Origin of the sequence: Deinococcus radiodurans R1 = ATCC 13939 = DSM 20539 (assembly GCF_000008565.1) — a bacterium.
GTDB classification, from domain to species: domain Bacteria; phylum Deinococcota; class Deinococci; order Deinococcales; family Deinococcaceae; genus Deinococcus; species Deinococcus radiodurans.
The window spans coordinates 1,555,651-1,574,374 of the sequence record NC_001263.1; the positions used below are offsets into that span (position 1 = coordinate 1,555,651).

The window sequence follows — 18,724 nt, forward strand, 5'->3', positions numbered from 1 at the left end:
TAGAGCACTGCATAAAGGGCCGTTCAAGACGCGCGGCGCCCCGCAGCGAGCACACTGGGCGCATGGCAGATATTGCACGCAAGGCTTCGGCCCACTGGGAAGGCGACCTCAAGTCCGGCAACGGCACCATCACCACCGAGAGCGGGGTGCTGTCGCAAGCGCAGTACTCGTTCAAGACCCGTTTCGAGAACGGCAAGGGCACCAACCCCGAGGAACTGCTCGCCAGCGCCCACGCCGGGTGCTTCACCATGCAGCTCTCGGCGCTGCTGGCCGAGCACGGGCATGAGATCAAGGCGCTCGACACCGATGCCACCTGCGAAATGGTCAAGGACGGCCCCGGCTTCAAGATCAACCACATGCACCTGAGGGTGCGCGCCCAGCTCACCGGCTCCGATCAGGCCGACTTCGAGGCGCACGTCAAAGACGCCGCCGAGAAATGCCCCCTGAGCCGCATCATGCAGGGCAACGTGGAAGTGACTCACGAAGCGATTCTCGAAGGCTGAGTCGCTCAAGCAAAACGCGCCCCAGCCGCAGCGGGGGCGCATTTTTCTGTTATCAAGTCAATAAAAAACGGCCCCCATAAGGAGCCACGCAGGAAGCGGGAATGCTCAAAATCTGGACTCAGTGGCCGTCACCGTCGGTCGCTTCGCGGTGGCCCTCGTCGTAGCTGGCGTGGGCTTCGGCGTTGTGGATGCCGGCCTTGGCGCGGTCCACACCCGCCTTGACCTTCTCGGACGCCGTATCGAGCGGGCTGTCCGACACGCGGGCCGCCACCTCATGCCCGGCGGCGCGGGCACGGTCGGCGACTTCGTTCAGCTTGGCACCTGCGGCATCGGCCAGATGGTCCAGCGTCGTTTTCTCACTCATGAATTGACCTCCTGAAGTTGAATTCCCGGACCGGCACGGCAAACCTAAGGGAGTTCTGCCCGGCGCGCGGCCTGCGGTCAGGGTCAAGCATGTGCCTGCTTTGTCCCCAGCACATGAACAGGGGGTCAGGGAGCCTTCAGAGTTGGCGAAAAAAGCCCACCTGCGGCCCGGCGCAGAAATCCTGAACCGGGTTCAAAGGCGGCGCGGAGTGTGGTGATTGGTCGGACGACCGGCGGGGGTTGGAGTAGAGTGGGCAAGCATGAGTAAGCACATCAAGGTGCCCGAACAGGGCGAAAAGATCACGATGCAGAACGGCAAGCTGACCGTTCCTAACCGCCCCATCATTCCCTTCGTGGAAGGCGACGGCACCGGCCCCGACATCTGGGCGGCCAGCGTGCGCGTGTTCGACGCGGCGGTGGAAAAGGCCTACGGGAGCGAGCGCAAGCTCGAGTGGATGGAAGTCTACGCGGGCGAAAAGTCGCTGGAGGTCTACGGCGCCAACGAGTGGCTGCCGCAGGAAACGCTGACCGCGTTCCGCGACTACCTCTTCGGCATCAAGGGCCCGCTGACCACTCCGGTCGGCACTGGCATCCGCAGCATCAACGTGGCGCTCAGGCAGGAACTCGACCTGTACGCCTGCGTGCGCCCGGTGCAGTACTTCAACGGCGTGCCGAGCCCCGTCAAGCGCCCCGAAGACATCGACATGGTGATCTTCCGTGAAAACACCGAAGACATCTACGCCGGCATCGAGTGGAAGGCCGGCACCGACGAAGCCGAGAAGGTGCGCGGCTTCCTGATGCGCGAAATGAACGTCACCAAGATTCGTTTCCCCGACACCTCCTCGTTCGGCGTCAAGCCCGTGTCGAAGGAGGGCACCGAGCGCCTGGTGCGCGCCGCCATCGAGTACGCCATCGAAAACGGCCGCAAGAGCGTGAGCCTGGTCCACAAGGGCAACATCATGAAGTTCACCGAAGGTGGCTTCCGCGACTGGGGCTATGAACTCGCCAAGCGCGAATTCGGCGCGGTGGAAATCGACGGCGGCCCCTGGTGCCAGCTCCCGAACGGCATCGTCATCAAGGACGTCATCGCCGACAACTTCCTCCAGCAGATCCTGCTGCGTCCTACCGAGTACGACGTGATCGCCACCCTGAACCTCAACGGCGACTACATCTCCGACGCGCTCGCCGCGCAGGTGGGCGGTATCGGCATCGCCCCCGGCGCCAACATTAACTACGTGACCGGGCACGCCATCTTCGAGGCGACCCACGGCACCGCGCCCAAGTACGCGGGCAAAAACGTCATCAACCCTTCTTCGGTGATCCTCTCCGGCGAAATGATGCTGCGTTACATGGGCTGGACCGAAGCCGCCGACCTGATCCTCAAGGGTCTGGACGCCACCATTCAGCAGCGCGTCGTGACCTACGACTTCGCCCGTGGCATGGACGACGCCACCGAAGTCAAGACCAGCGAGTTCGCTGACAAGATCATCGAGAACATGCGCAACGCCTGAAGCTCGTGAGGGCGAAGGGGCCGGGGCCGGGTGCCTCGGCCCTTTTCTGTTGCTTTGCCCTAATGTCAACGGCCCTGACATCAACAGCCCTGACGCCAACGTCAGTTTTTCAACAGCTTGTCGGGTTAGGGTGCGGGCCGTGAAGCGTTGCTGGCTGCTCCTGCCACCCGAAGTCGCCGCCGCCCTGAAAGGACCCCGCCCGTGAATAAACTTCTGCCTGCCCTCGTTCCCCTGCTTGCGCCGCTGCTCGGCTACCTCGTCTGCTGGTTTTTCTGGGGCGTGCCGCTGCCCTGGATGCTCTTGCTGCTGCTCGGCGGGGCGGCGCTGTGGACCTTCGTGCCCCGCAAAGGGCAAGGCGGCTGGACCTTCTCGCGGTCTTTCCTGACAGTCATTCTGCTCGGCCTGAGCCTGTGGGTCATCGGCGCTGGCGTCGTGGGCGTTATGATGGTCAGCTTGCCGAACAATCCTCTGCCGATTGGCTGGCCGCAACTCGCGCCGCTGCTGCTGGCGGGCGCGGGCGTGGTGGCGGCGTGCTGGGCGATGATCTCGCAGATGGCGGGCCGGGTGAGCCGGGAACGGGGGCAGCCGGTCGTCGTGCCCTGGCTGTGGCTGGCGGGGATGCTGGCCTTCGCCTTTTTCCCGGCGGTGCGTGTCGATTGCCGGGGGCTGGACAGCGACACCTACCGCAGGGATCAACGCGGCTTCCTGAGCGCGAACGGCGGCTATTGGGCGCGGCACCCGGAACAGCTTCCGGGCCGGGCCGAACTGCCTGCCGGGTTCATTCCTGCCGGAGTCGCCACCGGGGTCGCCCGCTGTGACCAGGACGCTCGGGGCCGCCCCCGGACCTTTTCCTTCCGTGCGGCGTCGCCCCTCTTGCTGGTGTACCTCTCCGACAGGCAAGGGCCGGGGCAACGGTACGTGGCGGCGGCATTTACTCCGGGAGACCACCGAAAATTGACGCGCTGGGCGGCGGCGCCTCAGCCCTACGGCATCTGGACCAACCAAATGCCCTACCTCAATCCCTTCTGGGAGGTGGGGCGGGTGCTGCCGGAAGTGCCTGCACCCATTGCGGCGCAGTTGAGCAAGAGTCCCTGACGGAAATGCGTCGCAGCACGCCTTCCCCCTCCCCAACCTAACGGGCGTTTGTTAGACTGTCGGTACACATGACAGCAAACGACGGCGCTCCGGCGCAAGCTCAACCCATTTCATCCCACTCCGTCTGGCAGGGGGAACTCGCGCGCCTGCGCGCCGACCAGCAGCAGGTGCGTGCCGGGGGCGGGGCCAAGGCGCAGCAGCGCCAGCACGACAAAGGCCGCCTGACCGCCCGCGAGCGCGTGAGCAAACTCATCGACCCCGGCACCCCTTTCGACGAACTGATGACCTTCGCCGGCTACGGCATGTACGAGGACGTGGGCGGCTGCCCCAGCGGCGGCACCGTCACCGGCATCGGGCAGATCGGCGGGCGGCCCTGGATGATCATCGCCAACGACGCCACCGTCAAGGCGGGCGCGTTTTTTCCCATCACTGCCAAAAAAGTCATCCGGGCGCAGACCATCGCGCTGGAAAATCATCTGCCGACCGCCTATCTGGTGGACTCGGCGGGCGTGTATCTGCCGATGCAGGATGAGATTTTCCCCGACCAGGACGACTTCGGGCGGGTCTTTTACCTCAACGCGCGGATGTCGGCGGCGGGCATTCCCCAGATCGCCGCCATCATGGGCAACTGCGTGGCAGGCGGCGCTTACCTGCCGGTGATGTGCGACACCCTGATCATGACCGAAGGCAGCGGGCTGTATCTGGCCGGCCCGGCGCTCGTCAAGGCGGCCATCGGGCAGGTCGTGGACAGCGAAGACCTCGGCGGGGCGTCCATGCACTCAGCGATTGCCGGCACGGTGGACTACAAGGAAAAGGACGACGACGCGGCCATCAATCGGTTGCGCGCCCTGGCCGAGCTGTACGCGCCCGCCGAACCGGCGCCCTTCGCCAAACGGCGCAAGGAAACGCAAGACGCCCCCGCGCGCGACCTCACCGAACTGGTGGGCTTCGACAGTGCCAAGACCTACGACGTGCGCGACCTCATCAAATCGCTGGCCGACGGGGGCGAGTTTCACGAGTTCAAGCCCGAATACGGCGAAACCATCGTCTGCGGCTTCGCGCGGGCGGGCGGCTACCCGGTGGCGTTCGTGGCGAATCAGCGTACCGTCATCAAGAAAAAGCTCAAGTCGGGCGGCGAACCCGGCCTGCGCACCCGCATCGAGGTCGGCGGCGTCATCTACGGCGACTCGGCGGACAAGGCGGCGCGTTTCATTCTGGACGCCAATCAAGCGGGCGTGCCGCTGGTGTTCCTCAGCGACGTGACCGGCTTCATGGTGGGCCGCGACTCTGAGCAAGAAGGCATCATCCGGCGCGGGGCCAAGCTGGTGAACGCCGTCTCCAACAGTGTGGTGCCCAAAATCACCATCATTACCGGCGGTAGTTTCGGGGCCGGCAACTACGCCATGAACGGCAAGGCGTACGGCCCGCGCTTCATCTTCGCGTGGCCGAGCGCCAAATACGCCGTGATGAGCGGCAACGCGGCGGCCAAGACGCTGCTCGACATTCAGCTCGCGGCCCTCAAGCGCAGCGGGCACGAACCGGACGACGAGGAACTCACGCGCCTCTACGACGAGGTGAAGTCGAAATACGACACCGAACTCGACCCACGCTACGCCGCCGCCCGGCTGTGGGTGGACGAAATCATTGAGCCTAACGACACCCGCGCGCGCCTGATTCGGGCGCTGGAAGCCTGCGCCCAGAACCCCAGGCAGGAGGAGCTGCGGGTGGGCGTGTTTCAGGTGTGAGGGCCCCTTTCATGCCTTAGCCCCTTCCCTCTGCTCCCACTAACACAGGACTGCCCATGCGAAAGCACCAAACCAAAATCTATGCCGTTCTCGTCAGCCTCGGCCTCGGCTTTGTGGCTTTGACCGTTGCTTCGGCAGCGGGCGTTTTCACATCCAAGAACCCCACGCAGAGATTTGAGGATGGGATGCGCGTGCATTTCGGGGGCAAGGAAGAGAATTTCTCGGCCCATGCCCTGTTACTGGATGGGCATGAATGGCAGGTGACTGTGCTCAATCTCGACAGGGCACGCTTTGCCACCAAGCCCTACGACGAAGCCGGTCTGCCCGCAGAGCCCCGACTTGATCAGACCTGCTATCAGGCGCTCCAGTTGATGCATCTCGCCCATGCGTACATTCCCCAAGGTTCCGACCCCGGCTACACCAATGATCAAAAGTGGAAGTGGCCCATCACGGTGGAATGGGGCTGGACAGCGCCTGACACGTTAAAAGCCACACTTCATCGCCACACTTTTTTCCCCGCCCAGACCCGCGAAGGGTTGCGGCAGTGCATTCAAACCTGACCCCATCTTCCTTAGACCCTCAGACCGAAACCGGAGGTTTCCCCATGACCAGCACCCTTTCCCGCCCGGCCCAGAACCCCAACCTCACCCCGCAGAACGACGACCAGCGCACCGTCCTGAGCAGCCTCAAGGCCTTCCTGAAAAACAAGGTCGAGCCCGGCGCCGCCGAGCGTGACCAGACCGGCGAGTTTCCCTTCGAGATCGTCAAGGAACTCGGCGCGATGGGCATCATGGGTGCCCAGACACCCGAGGAGTACGGCGGCGCGGGGCTCGACAGCGCCACCTTCGCCATGATCATCGAAGAAATTGCTGCGGTGGACGGCTCGCTGTGCCTGACCGTCGCCTCGCACAACTCGCTGTGCCAGGGCCACATCCTGATCGGCGGCAGCGAGGAGCAGAAGCGCAAGTTCCTGCCCGACCTCGCCAGCGCGCAGAAACTCGGCGCCTGGGGCCTGACCGAACCCGGCAGCGGCTCAGACAGCGGCGGCATGTTCTCCAACGCCAAGGAGCAACCCGACGGTTCGTGGATTCTGAACGGCTCCAAGAACTTCATCACCCAGGGCAGCGTGGCGGGCACCTACGTGGTGCTGGCGCGCACCGACCCCGCCCGCGAAGGCAAGGGCAAAAACGACGGCATCAGCGCCTTCGTGTTCAACCGCGACGAGGTGCAGGGCTTTTCGATTGGCCGCAAGGAAGACAAGCTGGGCCTGCGCTCGTCCGATACCGCGCAGCTCATCTTCGAGGACATTCACCTGCCCGCCGATGCCCTGCTGGGTGAGCGTGGCAACGCCTTCAAGGACGTGATGCGGGTGCTCGACGGCGGACGTGTGGGCATCGCCGCGATGGGCCTGGGCCTCGGGCGCGGCGCCTATGAGTACGCCGCCCGCTACGCGCTGGGGCGGCATCAGTTCGGTAAGCCGATTGCGTACAATCAGAACATTGCCTTCCGCCTCGCCGACATCGACACCAAGCTGGAAGCCGCCCGCCTGCTGATCCGCAAGGCCGCCGACCTCAAGGACGCGGGCCAGAACTTCACCGTGCCGGTCGCCCGCGCCAAGCTGTACGCCACCGTGGTCGGCGTGGAAGCCTGCGACGAGGCGATTCAGATGCTCGGCGGCTACGGTTACATCAAGGAATACCCCGTCGAGCGGATGTGGCGTGACAACCGCCTGACCCGCATCGGCGAAGGGACGGACGAGGTGCAGCGTCTGGTCATCAGCCGCGACGTGCTGAAGCGCTTCGCGCAGGACTGACCGGCAACAAAAGGGGCGGGGCCGCTGCTGGCTCCGCCCCCTTTTTGTTGTCTCTCAGGGACACCAGTTCGTCTTCCAGTCCAGTGCCGGCTCGCGGGTGATAAAGGTCCAGAGCAGCTCGTCGGAAACCAGGGCTGTGCTTCCAGAGCGGACCAGTTCAGCCAGCCGACCCGAGGGCGCGAAATACAGCCGCCACTCGGCCTCCCCGCCATGCACGTTGCCATACGTCACCAGCACGAAGGTCAGCCGCCCGGCAGTGTCGTAGTCATGTTGCCAGGTCACGGCGCTATCGCTTGTTCCACCGGAGATGAGATAACGCCGGACGTTGCCGCTGCGGTCAGTCAATAAGGAGAACTCGGGGCCTGACCCGGAACACTGGCGCTGCGCGACTTTCAATTGCCCGCGCTGGGCGAGCTCGTTGATTGCCAGATAGTTGGCGCGAATCTCTTTCTTCAGCGTAGCGACGGATGGTGAGACCGCCAGGCTGGAAGACAGGGCAAAAGCGACGAGCGGCAACAGGAAGCGAAGACGTTGCATCTGCCGGGGAGGAAGCAAAACGCCCGGCTCAGTTTATGGCCTGGAAGACGCCGCAGCGTTCGCGTCCGCCGCTGTTGCCGGCGGGGTTGGTCTGATAGTCGTCGGCATCAGCGTGAATCACGATGCTGCGGCCCAGGACGCCCGTGGGGCCGGTCATCTTGAGGCGGTTGGTGTCGAAGTTGAGCCGGCCCTTGCCGTCCTCGCCCACCGTAATCATCGGCAGGTCGCCGCCGTGCCCCTGGTCGTTGCGGGCGTGGGGGCCGTCGTGGTTGTGGCTGGCGCCGGGGTCGAAGTGGCCGCCCGCCGCGCCGAAGGGGATGGTCTGACCCTGCGCGTCAGGGCCGGGGTTGCAGTTCGGGTTCTCGTGGATGTGCAGGCCGTGCGGCCCCGCTTTCAGGCCGCTGACCTCGATGCTCACGCGGGTGCCGATGGGACTGGGGCTAAAGGTGGCGGTGCCGGTCACTTTGCCGGTCTGGTCGAGCAAATCGGCGCGCACGGTGGGCTGACCGAGGTCGGCACAGGCGGAAAGCGACAGGCCCAGGGCCAGCAGCGGCACAACGGTAAGGGTTCGGAACATGGGGGTGGCCTCCTCGGCGACAGAATGCAGAGCGAACAGTTCAGCTGCTATTCAAACATGTCCTGCTCCTGCCCAAGCCTTCTCGCAAGGGGAGCGCAAGCCATTTCTGGTGCCTGCTTTGTTCAGAGGCGCCAAACAACCATCAGAAAATGTGTGTCTGGTGAAGCAGTTTTGTTAAAAAACTTACAGCCTGGGATAGAAAACAGCACTATCACAGCATCCCATCTGAATGAGAGATGAGAGATAAATCCTCATTCCTTTACGGAAAACTTAATTTCTAATAAGCCATGCCCAAAAGCAAAGCGAGGTTTGCCCTCACCCCCGCCCTGCTGCTGAGTCTGGTGGCCTGCGGTCAACAGAAGCTGCCGGATTTCTCTGCCCACCCAGGCGGCCAGGCCGTCGGAGGCGCCACGACTGAAACGACTCAGCCTGCGAGCACGGCTCCGAGTCAGGTGGCGGCCCAGACGGTGCCCGGCACCTCGTTCGCCCAGCGCGTGTTCGACCTGACCAACGCGGCGCGCACCCAGGCGCGGACCTGCGGGACCACCGCCTACGCCGCCGCGCCCGCGCTGACTTACAACAGCCTGCTGGAACGGGCCGCGCAGGACCACGCCGCCGACATGGCGAGCAAAAACTACTTCAGCCACACCAGCCTCGACGGGCGCAAGTTCTCGCAGCGCATCACCAACGCCGGGTACGGCTGGCGCACCGCCGGGGAAAACATCGCCGCCGGGTACGACACCCCCGAAGCCCTGGTGCAGGGCTGGCTGCAAAGCCCCGGCCACTGCGCCAACATCATGAACCCGGCTTTCAAGGAAATCGGCGTGGGCTACAGCTACGGCGCCGCAAGCAGCTACGGGCACTACTGGGTGCAGGACTTCGGCGCGGGCTGGTAAAGACCGCAAAAGAGCGGGAGCGTAGGCGCACTGGCCTCACACTCCCGCTCTTTTTGTGGCTTAGAACGGCGGCGCCACCGGTGTTTCCCCGTTACGAACCTGAAAGGCCATACGGTCTGGGCCGAAGATGTGGCTGCCGCCCGTGGTGCCCAGCGGCGTCCCGCGCTCGACCCGTTGGCCGACCTCGACCAAGGTGTCTTGCAAGCCGAAATAGCCGGTGATGACGTTGCTGCCGTGGTCGAGCAAGATGACCCAGCCGAGCGCCGCATAGTACGCCGAGGCGATGACGTTGCCGGTCTGCGCGGCCACCGCCCGGCCCCCCGAGGCGCCGCTGAGGACTTCCCACTGCGCCCCCGAGGTGCCGTAGGGCGCTGCCACCTTGCCACCGGGCAGCGGAAACCCCAGGTCGCGGCTGCTGATGGCGGGCAGCGGGGCGAGTTCGGCGGCGAGTTGTTTTTCCTGCTGCGCGGTCTGCTGCTGCTGCGTCTGCAAGTCGCGCTGCTCGCGGGCCACCGCCTGCTCGCGCACTTTCTGGGCGGCCTGGGCCTGCTGCTGCGCCTGCCGGGCGGCGCGGGCCTGGGCTTCGGCGCGGGCCGCTGCCGCCGCTTGCTGCTGGGCCTGAGCGCGGGCAGCCGCCTCGGCCTGGGCACGGGCCTGCGCTTCTGCTTTGGCCTGGGCTGCCGCCTGTGCTTGAGCGGCGGCGCGTGCCTGAGCCTCGGCCCGGGCTTTGGCCTCCGCGCGAGCTTTGGCTTCGGCGGCGACTTTGGCCTGAGCCGCGGCGCGGGCCTCGGCCAGGGCTTTCTGGCGGGCGGCCTCGGCGGCTTCGCGGGCCTTGCGTTCCTGCTCGGCGCGGATGCGGGCGAGACGCTCGGCTTCCTTGCGGGCGCGTTCCTGGGCCTCGCGGATGCGGCGAGCCTCAGCCTCACGGCGGCGGCGTTCTTCTTCCAGGCGGCGGCGGCGCTCCTCCTCCAGCCGGGTGCGTTCGCGGACCACGTTGCCCACCAGCGAATCAATGGTCTGAGCAGTCAGCGCCTGCTGCGCCTGGGTGCGCACCGCCACCGCCTGCTGACCCTGCGCCGAGCGCTGCAACTCGGCGAGGGCGTCGGCCTGACGGGTGCGGCGGTCGCGCAGCTCGGCCAGTTTGGTCTGCTGCTCGCCTTGCAGGCCCCGCAAAGCGTCGCTCTGCTGACGCTGGCGCAGTTGCTGGGTGGTCAATTCGGCGGCGGCCCCGCGCAACTGCTCCATGACCTCCACGTTGCGCTGCCCGGCCATGTTTGCGTAGTCGAGCCGAATGAGCATGTCCGAGATGCTGTTCGACTGCGAGAGCAGCCGCATGTACTGGGTATTGCGCGCGCGGTAGAGCGCCTTCATGACGGCGCGGGCGTCCACCTTGAGCGCTTCCACCTGCGAGCGGGTCACGCGAATCTGGGCTTCGGTCTCGCGCAGGGCGCGGGTGGCCGCCGTCACGCGCGCGAGCACGTCGGCGAGTTCGTTTTCCAGATCCGTGACCTCGCTGGTCAGGGCGTCGAGCCGGTCGAGAGCGGCGCGCTGCTGGGCGTTCAGTTGCCGCAGCCGGGCGCGCACCTCGGTGAGCTGGCGCTTTTGCTGCACGCTCAGGCGGCGCTGCTCGATGAGCTGGCGCTGCAATTGTTCCAGACGCCGACTCGTCAAGTCGGTGCCGCCCGCGAGGTTGGGAGGCGCGTTCTGGGCGCGGGCCTGCCACTCCAGCGGCCCGCCCACCACGCCGAGCAGCGCCGCCGTGAGCAGCAGCCCGGCGGGCCAGGACGGCAAAGCGGCGCGTCTCATTCCAGTTCCCGCAGGTAACGGCGGGTGGCAAAGAGGCTGCCGACCAGCCCGACCAGCACACCGAGCAGGCCCACCCCGATGAGAAGCGGCCACAGCACGTCCCAGTCGGTGACCACCGGGAAAATCGGCGCAAAGAGCGCGAGTCGCCCCGCGAGCACCTGATACCCCCAGGCGAGCGCCGTAACTGCCAGCACCGCCGCGACGCCGCCGACCAGCAGCCCCTCGATCAGGTGCGGCATCCGGATAAAGGACCGGGTGGCGCCCAAGAGCCGCATCACGCTGATTTCGTCGCGCCGGGCGAACATGGCGACCCGCACCGCGTTGAGGATGTTGAACAGCGTGCCTACCAAGAGCAGCGCGACCATGCCGTAGCCCACTGCCCGCACCGCCGTGAGTGCGCGCACCGCCGAGTCCACGTAGGTTTCGCCGTATTCCACGCTTTCCACGCCGGGAAGCGCCTCGACCGCCGCCGCCACGCCGCGCGAATCTTCGAGCCGCGCGACCCGCAGCCGCAGCGTGTCGGGAAACGGGTTGCCGGTCAGCGCGGTGGCCTCGCGGGTGTAGGGGTAGTCGCGGGTCATTTCCTTGAGGACTTCCTCGCTGCTCACCAGCCGGGCCTGCGACACCTGCGGGTAGGCGCGGGCCGTCCTGAGCAGCAGTTCCTCATCGGCAGCGGGCGTCAGGTAGGCCGCCACCTCCACCTGCGATTCGAGGCGCTCGAGCGTGCGGTTCACGTTGAGCGTGAGCAGCAGCACCCCGCCGAGGGTGAGCAGGGTCAGCGTCATGGTGGTCAGGGTGGAGAGGGTGGCGGTCAGGTTGGCACGCATGGCGAGCAGGGCCTGACGGAAGTGGTAATTCACAGGGCGTACGCCCAGATGGTCGTCACGCACCAGCTTGCCCCGGCGCAGGGTCAGGGTGCGGTGGCGGTAGGTCTCGACGAGGTCGCGGGCGTGGGTCGCCACCACCACCGTCGTGCCGCGCAGGTGCACGCCCTGAAGCACCCGCAGCACCTCGCGGCTGTGGTCGGGGTCGAGGTTGCCGGTCGGCTCGTCGGCGAGCAGCAACGGCGGGTCCGACACGATGGCGCGGGCGATGGCGACGCGCTGCTGCTCACCGAGCGAAAGCTGCATGGGCAGGGCGTGCTTCTTGTGTTCGAGGCCCACCAGCCGCAGCGCCGCCGACACCCGCTCGGGCCACTCGCGCCCCGGCACGCCGATGACCCGCAGCGCGAAAGCCACGTTGTCGTAGGCGTTGAGGTGCGAAAGCAGCAGATTGTCCTGAAACACCGTGCCCATGTGCCGGCGCAGCAGCGGCGTGCGGCGGCCCCGGTAGTGCGAGAGCGGCTGCCCCGCCACCCGCACCTCGCCCCGGGTGGGCAGCGCCCGCTTGAGAATCAGGTTCATGAAACTGCTTTTGCCCGCGCCCGAGTGCCCGACGAGGTAGACGAACTCGCCCTTGGTGACGCTGACCGTCAGGTTGTCGAGGGCCAGGGTGTGGGTCGCGGGGTACTCCAGGGTGACCTGCCGAAACTCGATCACGCCGCTCTCCGGGAAAGGTCCCACGTCGGGCGCGGCGGCAGGGGGCAGGGCAAAAGAAATGGTGGCAGCATGCTCATTGGTCAGCATAGCCCACCCCCTGCGGGCAACCATGAAGAGTGGATGCGGGCGCTTCTCATCTCTACTCCGTTGCAGTCGCGCCCAGCGCAGCCCCGGCGCGGGGACGCTCAAACAGATTTCATGCCACCGTGACCCCCGCCGCCTATTGTGGGTCAATGAATCGCAACCGCATTGCTCTGGTGGCGGGCACCCTCGCCCTCACCGCCGCCGTGGCCGCCGCGCAGATGGGCGGCTACACTTCTCAGACGCTCGCCAATACGCCCGAAGGCAAAAGCCTGGTCCAAGTGCTCAACGACCTCAACCGCTATTACCTCTACCCGGTCAACCAGGACAAGGTGCTGCGCGGCGCGATCACGGGGGCGCTCGCCAGCCTCGACGACGAATTCACCTACTACACCGAACCCGAAGACAACGCGGTGGCCGAGCAGGACCTCTCGGGATCGTTCGGCGGCATCGGGGTGACGCTGGTGGCCGCCAACAGTGACGGCTCCGGCGGCAAGGTGGACAACGTCTTCAAGGACAACCCCGCCTTCAAGGGCGGCGTGCACATCGGCGACGTGTTTCTCAAGATCGGCGACAAGGACGTGACGGGCGCCAAGCTCAACGACATCGTCAAGCTGGTGCGCGGTCCTATCGGCTCGGAGGTGGACGTGACCTTCGGGCGCAACGGCAAGCCCTACACCGTCAAGCTCAAGCGCGACAAGGTCAACGTCATCAGCGTCGAAAAGACCATCTTGCCCGGCAACATCGGCTACGTGGCGCTCAACACCTTCTACAACGAGCAGGCGAGCGCGCAGTTCCGCGCCGCGATTGCCGACATGAAAAAGGCCAATGTGCAGAAGCTGATTCTCGACCTGCGTGACAACGGCGGCGGCCTGCTGAGCGCCGGGGTGGACGTGGCCGACCAGTTCCTGCAAAGCGGCCCCATCGTCAGCCTACGCGAGCGCGGCGGTCAGCCCGAGGTGTACGGCAGCGCCCGCAAGCAGGCGACCGACTACACCGGCAAACTGGTGCTGCTCGTCAACAAGAACAGCGCCAGCGCCAGCGAAGTGGTCGGCGGCGCCCTTCAGGACAACAAGCGCGCCACCATCATCGGCGAGCAGACCTTCGGCAAGGGCGTGGCGCAGGTGCCGATCACCCTGCCCGACGGCGGCAAGGTCGCCATCGTCAACAGCGCCTGGATTACCCCCAAGGGGCGCGAGATTCACAAGAAGGGCATTACGCCGGACATCGTGGTCAAGGACACCCGCTTCCCGGTGCCGCTCAACTTCAGCGGCAGTGGCGTGGCGCCCGGCACCACCCTGACCCTCACCGTCGGCGACCAGCCGGTCAAGGTCACCGCCGACAAGGACGGCAAGTTCACCTACGTGGGCGAAATCAAGCGCCGTGACCGCAGCGACGTGCAGGGCCAGGCCGTGGTGGACGTGGAACACGACGCCATCCTGAAAAAGGCGCTGGAAACGCTGAAGTAACCGAGTTTGAGAATAGAAAATGGCGAGCCTGAGTATTAAGTCAGGCCCGCCATTTTCTATTCAAAGGCAGCTTGTCAAATATCTCTTTCTCATTCTACAAGCTACCTATCGGTTCGTGTTGTACCCCATTCCTTTAAGGAAGGGCACTACGCAAGTGAGCTGGCGTAGTGCAGTGTTAATACCCCTAGCAGGAAAAATGTAATGTGATTGAAAAATGTCTACAGCAAATCTTTGCTTAGTAGAGAAGAGCTCAGCAGTAATCAATCCCAATTGACCGTAGCGGCGCAGATCATCATTTTGGCCGATAACTTGCCAATTCTCACTGACTCGACGCCGTTGGTCAGCCTGCCACACGACGGGTATTCTCGCCCCATTACGATAACCGTATGCAGCAAAATCCCCATCTGGAATATAGAGACTTACATTGGCCGTCCGGGAATCTACACAAAAAACGTACATTTCCATATTTCCATTACTACTTTGCAAAACTACGGCTTTATCCTGCACATTCTCTGCAAAACTAGGCGAGGTTACAAGGCGCACGTCGCCATAACGAACCGATTGAGCAGAACCAAAACCACACATTGCAAATATAATTGCTAGGGATAAATTTCGCACAACTTTAAGATAAACAGAAAGTTTGTATAGCACTACCCCCTATGGGGAGTATCAAGAGGCATATGAAGCATTACACCCGCGTGAGGTCTTTCGGCAGCGGCAGGAACTCGATTTCCGGGTGCTGCTCGGCGGTGTATTCGAGGTCGTATTTGCTGCGAAACAGCATGACCGGGCGGCCCTGGTCGTCTTCCACGTGTCGGGCAAAGCGGGCCACGCCCTCGGGGTCGCCGGCCAGCCAGCGCACCAGCGCGTAGCTCGTGACGTGCAGCTCGACCTCCACACCGTATTCCTCGCTGAGCCGGGCCTGGAACACCTCGAATTGCAGCGGGCCGACTGCGCCGAGGTAGGGGTCACGCGCCCCGTCGGTGGGGTAAAAGACCTGCACCACGCCTTCCTCGGCGAGCTGGGTCAGGCCCTTCATGAACGCCTTGCGCTTGCCCACGTCCTTCAGGGCGATGGTGGCAAACGTCTCGGGCGTAAAGCGCGGGAAGCTCGGCAGCGTCACCTTGCCGTCCACGCTCACCACGTCGCCGATCTGGAACACGCCGGGGTTCACAAGGCCCACGATGTCGCCGGGGTAAGCTTCCTCCACCTTTTCGCGGTCCTGGGCGAACAGGGTGTGCGCCTGCGAGAGCCGCAGCTTGCGCCCGGTGCGGGTGTGGGTCACGTCCATGCCGCGCTCGAAATGGCCCGACATCACCCGCATGTAGGCTGTGCGGTCTCGGTGCTGCTTGCTCATGTTGGCCTGCAACTTGAAGATGAAGCCCGCGAAAGGCTCCGTCGGTTCACGCTCGCCCAGGTTCGTCTCGACTTCGCCGGGTGGGGGGGCCAGCTCCACGAAGTTGCTCAGGAAGTGCTCCACGCCGAAGTTGTTCATGGCCGAGCCGAAAAATACTGGGGTCAGTTCGCCCGCCAGGAAGGCGTCCTGCTCGAACTCGGGCATCGCCGCCTGAATGAGTTCCACGTCCTCGCGCAGCTTGGCGGCGAGGTCCTTGCCCACCAGCACGTCGAGTTGAGGGTCACTCAGGCCCGCCGTCTGCACCGGGGCGCGGTGCTTGCCGCCCGAGGTGCGCTCGAAGGCGAGCACCTGCCCGGTTTGCAGGTCGTACACGCCCTTGAAATCGGGGCCGTCGCCGATGGGCCAGGTCAGCGGCACCACCGTGATTTTCAGCGTGTCCTCCACCTGCGAAAGCAGGTCGAAGGGGTCCAGCGCCGGGCGGTCCATCTTGTTGACGAAAGTCAGGATGGGAATGCCCCGGTTGCGGCACACCGCGAACAGTTTCTCGGTCTGGGTCTGCACGCCACGCGCGGCGTCGAGAACCATCAGCGCGGAGTCGGCGGCGGTCAGCGTGCGGTAGGTGTCTTCACTGAAGTCCTGGTGACCAGGGGTGTCGAGCAGATTGACGTGCCGCCCGGCGTACTCGAAGGTCAGCGCCGAACTGGAGATACTGATGCCGCGCTGCTGCTCGATGCTCATCCAGTCGGACTTGGTGTGCGAGCGGCCTTCCTTGGCGGTCACGCTGCCCGCTTCCTGAATGGCGCCGCCGTAGAGCAGCAGTTTTTCAGTAATGGTGGTTTTCCCGGCGTCGGGGTGGGAGATGATGGCAAAAGTGCGGCGCCGGGCAATTTCACTTTCGAGTGCGGCGGGATTGGCAGGGTTGGGGGTGTTGGCTTGGGATGCAGTCATAAGGGCTCCGGCAGGCCAAGTGGGCGGCCTGAAAGGTCGGGGAAAAACAAACGGCGCGTCCTCGACCTGCGCTCACGGGGGCGAAAGGAGAACGGTCATGACCCCCATGATAACGGCTGCGCCCCGCTGCCGGGTAGGTGGCGCCTTTCCCCATTGCCGGGGCTGTTTTCCCTTTTTCCCAGCGCTCCGTGTGCCCCCAGTTCAGTGACGGCCCAGGCGCCGCACGCCGTCGTTATGGGTCCGCAGCCACCGATGACGCGCTCGGTGACGCTGAGCGGCAGGGCGGAGACCCCGTAAAACCCCGGGCCGACGTGGGCGCCGATGGTCGCGCCGACGAGCTGCACGCGGCGGCGCACCGGGTTGAGGCGGCTGCGTTCGACGGCGGCGCGCAGTTCGGCCATGCGCCCGGGGTCGCGCCCGCCGTGGGCGACCGAGATAGAAATCGGCTCGCGCCCGAAGCGCTCCTCCAGGGTGCGAATGATGTCTTGCAGCGCCTGCCCCTGCCGCACGGTGCGCTCCACCCGGATTCGCCCGTCCTCGAAGCCCATGACCGGGCGCACGCCGAGCAGGGTGCCGACCATTTCCTGACCGCGCGAGACGCGCCCGCCCCGGCGCAGGTACTCCAGCGTGGGCACGGTGAACTGGCAGCAGATGGTCCGCCGCACCTGCTGCGCCACGAGTGCGCGGCGTCGGCGTCGCCCCCGGCGAGCAGCACCTCGCGCACGGCGAGCAGCGTCTCGGTCAGGCCCACCGAACTCATGCCGCTGTCGATCAGGAGCACCTGCGCCCCCAGTCCGTGCGCCGCCACCGCCTGTCGGGCGTGCTGCAAGGTTTCGGACTGCTGGGCGCTGATGTGCACGCTCACCACGAAGTCGTGGCGCTGCAAGAGGTCGAGGTACAGCTCCTCGAAGTGGCGTGGCGGCGGCGGTTGCGTCTGCACCTGCACGCCCCGGCGCAGGTGCTCGTAGACCTGATCGGGGTCGAGCTCCAGCCAGTCTAGGTAGCTGCCCTGCTCCAGCTTGACGCGCAGCGGCACCACATGGATGCCCAGCTGCTCGGCCACGGCGGGGGACAAATCACAGGTCGAATCGGTGACCAGGGCAAATGACATGCCGTAAAGAATGCGGCGGCGAGCCTCAGAAAGTCTTTACGTTTCCGCACGTTGTTCCCCCCGTTCAGGGGGGGCAGCTAGGCAGACGGGCCGCTTTCGGGCCGGGCAGCGCCGCCCAGCTCCGTGGGCTCTGCGGCAGTCGGCGGCCCCCGGCCCCACCTATACTTCCCGGCGATGAGCTTTTTTTCTCCTCCGTCGGCCAGCGTCGCCAGCACACTCGGGCCCAAAATCGCGGTGCTGTGCCACACCGGGGCGGGCGGCTCCGGCGTGGTCGCCACCGAGCTCGGCTTGAAAGTGGCCGACGCCGGGCACGAGGTGCACTTCGTGGGCACCGCTATGCCCTTTCGCCTGACCGGACACCAGGGCCTGCGCGGGCCGTACTTTCACCAGGTGGGCGGCTTCGCCTACGCGCTGTTCGAGCAGCCCTTTCCCGAACTGAGCGCGGCAAACACGCTCTCCGAAGTCATTCTGGAACACGGCGTGGACCTCACCCACGCCCACTACGCCATTCCGCACGCCAGCGCCGCCCTGCACGCCCGCTCCATCACCGGCAAGACCCGCGTGCTGACCACCCTGCACGGCACCGACGTGACGCTGGTAGGCACCGAGCCCGCCTTTCAGCACACCACCCGCCACGCCATCGAGCGCAGCGACCACGTGACGGCGGTGTCGCACTCGCTCGCCGCCGAGACGCGCGAGGTGTTCGGGGTGGACCGCGATATTGAGGTCATTCACAACTTCGTGGACAGTGACCGCTTCCGGCGCATTCCCGACCCCGGCGTGCGCGCCCGTTTTGCCCACCCCGAAGAAGCCCTGATCGTACATGTCAGCAACTTCCGGCCCATCAAGCGGGTGGAGGACGTGGTGCAGGTCTTCGCGCGCATCGCCTCCGAGATTCCGGCGCGGCTGCTGATGATCGGGGACGGCCCCGAGCGTGCCCGCGCCTTCGAACTCGCCCGCGAACTCGGGGTCATCGGGCGCACGCAGTTTCTGGGGTCGTTTCCTGACGTGCAGACGGTGCTCGGCATCAGCGACCTCTTTTTGCTGACCAGCTCGCACGAGAGTTTCGGCCTCGCCGCGCTCGAAGCGATGAGCTGCGAGGTGCCGGTGGTGGCGTCGAACGCCGGGGGCATTCCCGAAGTCGTGCAGCACGGCGTGAACGGTTTTCTGTCGGACGTGGGCGACGTGGACGACATGGCGCATCACGCGCTCAAGATTCTGCGCGACCAGGAAACCTATCAGCAGATGGGACAGGCGGCGCGGCGCACGGCGGTGGAGCAGTTTCACCCGCGCCTGATCGTGCCGCAGTACCTCGCGGCGTACCGGCGACTGGCCGAGCAGTCCGCCTCCACCTTTTGACCGACGCTTCCCGGC

At 65.4% G+C, this 18,724-nt stretch carries 16 protein-coding genes and 2 pseudogenes; 9 read left to right on the forward strand and 9 right to left on the reverse strand.

The genetic code is table 11. From position 1 onward, the window contains the following. The first annotated feature begins 62 nt into the window (after nt 1-62). On the forward strand, nt 63-503 hold the full coding sequence (locus DR_RS07870; RefSeq protein WP_027479850.1) for an OsmC family protein: 441 nt from the start codon (nt 63-65) through the stop codon (nt 501-503). A gap of 118 nt (nt 504-621) precedes the next feature. On the opposite strand, the gene DR_RS07875 is transcribed toward DR_RS07870, so the two are convergent. Beyond that, nucleotides 622-867 (reverse strand): hypothetical protein, encoded by a 246-nt coding sequence (locus DR_RS07875; RefSeq protein WP_027479851.1) that lies wholly within the window; start codon nt 865-867, stop codon nt 622-624. A gap of 259 nt (nt 868-1,126) precedes the next feature. Between DR_RS07875 and icd the strand changes: the two genes are divergently transcribed. From icd to DR_RS07900, 5 genes are all read left to right on the forward strand, one after another. Continuing rightward, entirely contained in the window at nt 1,127-2,377 is a 1,251-nt protein-coding gene (gene icd / locus DR_RS07880; RefSeq protein ID WP_027479852.1) for an NADP-dependent isocitrate dehydrogenase, read from the forward strand. Nucleotides 2,378-2,578: 201 nt separating this feature from the next. Next, nucleotides 2,579-3,472 (forward strand): hypothetical protein, encoded by an 894-nt coding sequence (locus tag DR_RS07885; RefSeq protein ID WP_162177670.1) that lies wholly within the window; start codon nt 2,579-2,581, stop codon nt 3,470-3,472. Between the two features lie 68 nt (nt 3,473-3,540). Beyond that, on the forward strand, nt 3,541-5,217 hold the full coding sequence (locus tag DR_RS07890) for an acyl-CoA carboxylase subunit beta (RefSeq protein ID WP_010888181.1): 1,677 nt from the start codon (nt 3,541-3,543) through the stop codon (nt 5,215-5,217). Nucleotides 5,218-5,273: 56 nt separating this feature from the next. Further along, a complete protein-coding gene (locus DR_RS07895; protein WP_010888182.1) occupies nt 5,274-5,777 on the forward strand; it encodes a hypothetical protein in 504 nt (167 codons plus the stop codon). 44 nt (nt 5,778-5,821) lie between these two features. Further along, the gene (locus DR_RS07900) at nt 5,822-7,030 is read left to right on the forward strand and encodes an acyl-CoA dehydrogenase family protein (RefSeq protein WP_027479853.1); all 1,209 of its coding nucleotides are present in this window, start codon (nt 5,822-5,824) and stop codon (nt 7,028-7,030) included. A 54-nt stretch (nt 7,031-7,084) separates the two neighbouring features. Here DR_RS07900 and DR_RS07905 read toward each other — a convergent pair whose 3' ends face one another. Further along, a complete protein-coding gene (locus tag DR_RS07905; protein WP_027479854.1) occupies nt 7,085-7,567 on the reverse strand; it encodes a hypothetical protein in 483 nt (160 codons plus the stop codon). 28 nt (nt 7,568-7,595) lie between these two features. Further along, entirely contained in the window at nt 7,596-8,144 is a 549-nt protein-coding gene (locus DR_RS07910) for a superoxide dismutase family protein (protein WP_010888185.1), read from the reverse strand. A 287-nt stretch (nt 8,145-8,431) separates the two neighbouring features. Between DR_RS07910 and DR_RS07915 the strand changes: the two genes are divergently transcribed. Continuing rightward, a complete protein-coding gene (locus DR_RS07915; protein WP_010888187.1) occupies nt 8,432-9,040 on the forward strand; it encodes a CAP domain-containing protein in 609 nt (202 codons plus the stop codon). Between the two features lie 60 nt (nt 9,041-9,100). Here DR_RS07915 and DR_RS07920 read toward each other — a convergent pair whose 3' ends face one another. The 3 genes and pseudogenes from DR_RS07920 to ftsE form a co-directional block, all read right to left on the reverse strand. Continuing rightward, nucleotides 9,101-10,846 (reverse strand): M23 family metallopeptidase, encoded by a 1,746-nt coding sequence (locus DR_RS07920; RefSeq protein WP_010888188.1) that lies wholly within the window; start codon nt 10,844-10,846, stop codon nt 9,101-9,103. Beyond that, the gene (locus DR_RS16480) at nt 10,843-11,673 is read right to left on the reverse strand and encodes a cell division protein FtsX (protein ID WP_034350212.1); all 831 of its coding nucleotides are present in this window, start codon (nt 11,671-11,673) and stop codon (nt 10,843-10,845) included. The genes DR_RS07920 and DR_RS16480 overlap by 4 nt, the downstream gene beginning before the upstream one ends. Before the next feature lie 42 nt (nt 11,674-11,715). Then, nucleotides 11,716-12,384: pseudogene (gene ftsE, locus DR_RS16485) on the reverse strand (cell division ATP-binding protein FtsE); the annotation flags it as partial. Between the two features lie 233 nt (nt 12,385-12,617). Here ftsE and DR_RS07930 point away from each other — a divergent pair. Next, nucleotides 12,618-13,934 (forward strand): S41 family peptidase, encoded by a 1,317-nt coding sequence (locus DR_RS07930; RefSeq protein WP_027479857.1) that lies wholly within the window; start codon nt 12,618-12,620, stop codon nt 13,932-13,934. Between the two features lie 105 nt (nt 13,935-14,039). Here the strand turns inward: DR_RS07930 and DR_RS07935 are convergent, their stop codons facing one another. The 3 genes and pseudogenes from DR_RS07935 to DR_RS07945 all read right to left on the reverse strand — a co-directional run bounded on the left by DR_RS07935 (nt 14,040) and on the right by DR_RS07945 (nt 17,350). Next, nucleotides 14,040-14,585 carry a hypothetical protein gene (locus DR_RS07935; RefSeq protein WP_010888191.1) on the reverse strand — a complete coding sequence of 182 codons (546 nt, stop codon included), beginning with the start codon at nt 14,583-14,585 and terminating at the stop codon, nt 14,040-14,042. A 37-nt stretch (nt 14,586-14,622) separates the two neighbouring features. Continuing rightward, nucleotides 14,623-16,239: a peptide chain release factor 3 gene (locus tag DR_RS07940; RefSeq protein ID WP_010888192.1), complete on the reverse strand. Its 1,617-nt coding sequence runs from the start codon at nt 16,237-16,239 to the stop codon at nt 14,623-14,625. A 95-nt stretch (nt 16,240-16,334) separates the two neighbouring features. Beyond that, nucleotides 16,335-17,350: pseudogene (locus tag DR_RS07945) on the reverse strand (DegV family protein). Nucleotides 17,351-17,524: 174 nt separating this feature from the next. Here DR_RS07945 and bshA point away from each other — a divergent pair. Beyond that, entirely contained in the window at nt 17,525-18,709 is a 1,185-nt protein-coding gene (bshA, locus tag DR_RS07950; RefSeq protein WP_051618804.1) for an N-acetyl-alpha-D-glucosaminyl L-malate synthase BshA, read from the forward strand. Nucleotides 18,710-18,724 lie beyond the last annotated feature (15 nt).

Coding starts and splice junctions, on each gene's coding strand:
- DR_RS07870 (WP_027479850.1), top strand. CDS start 63: ATGGCAGATATTGCACGCAAGGCTTCGGCCCACTGGGAAGGCGACCTC.
- DR_RS07875 (WP_027479851.1), bottom strand. CDS start 867: ATGAGTGAGAAAACGACGCTGGACCATCTGGCCGATGCCGCAGGTGCC.
- icd (WP_027479852.1), top strand. CDS start 1,127: ATGAGTAAGCACATCAAGGTGCCCGAACAGGGCGAAAAGATCACGATG.
- DR_RS07890 (WP_010888181.1), top strand. CDS start 3,541: ATGACAGCAAACGACGGCGCTCCGGCGCAAGCTCAACCCATTTCATCC.
- DR_RS07895 (WP_010888182.1), top strand. CDS start 5,274: ATGCGAAAGCACCAAACCAAAATCTATGCCGTTCTCGTCAGCCTCGGC.
- DR_RS07900 (WP_027479853.1), top strand. CDS start 5,822: ATGACCAGCACCCTTTCCCGCCCGGCCCAGAACCCCAACCTCACCCCG.
- DR_RS07905 (WP_027479854.1), bottom strand. CDS start 7,567: ATGCAACGTCTTCGCTTCCTGTTGCCGCTCGTCGCTTTTGCCCTGTCT.
- DR_RS07910 (WP_010888185.1), bottom strand. CDS start 8,144: ATGTTCCGAACCCTTACCGTTGTGCCGCTGCTGGCCCTGGGCCTGTCG.
- DR_RS07915 (WP_010888187.1), top strand. CDS start 8,432: ATGCCCAAAAGCAAAGCGAGGTTTGCCCTCACCCCCGCCCTGCTGCTG.
- DR_RS07920 (WP_010888188.1), bottom strand. CDS start 10,846: ATGAGACGCGCCGCTTTGCCGTCCTGGCCCGCCGGGCTGCTGCTCACG.
- DR_RS16480 (WP_034350212.1), bottom strand. CDS start 11,673: ATGCGTGCCAACCTGACCGCCACCCTCTCCACCCTGACCACCATGACG.
- DR_RS07930 (WP_027479857.1), top strand. CDS start 12,618: ATGAATCGCAACCGCATTGCTCTGGTGGCGGGCACCCTCGCCCTCACC.
- DR_RS07940 (WP_010888192.1), bottom strand. CDS start 16,239: ATGACTGCATCCCAAGCCAACACCCCCAACCCTGCCAATCCCGCCGCA.
- bshA (WP_051618804.1), top strand. CDS start 17,525: ATGAGCTTTTTTTCTCCTCCGTCGGCCAGCGTCGCCAGCACACTCGGG.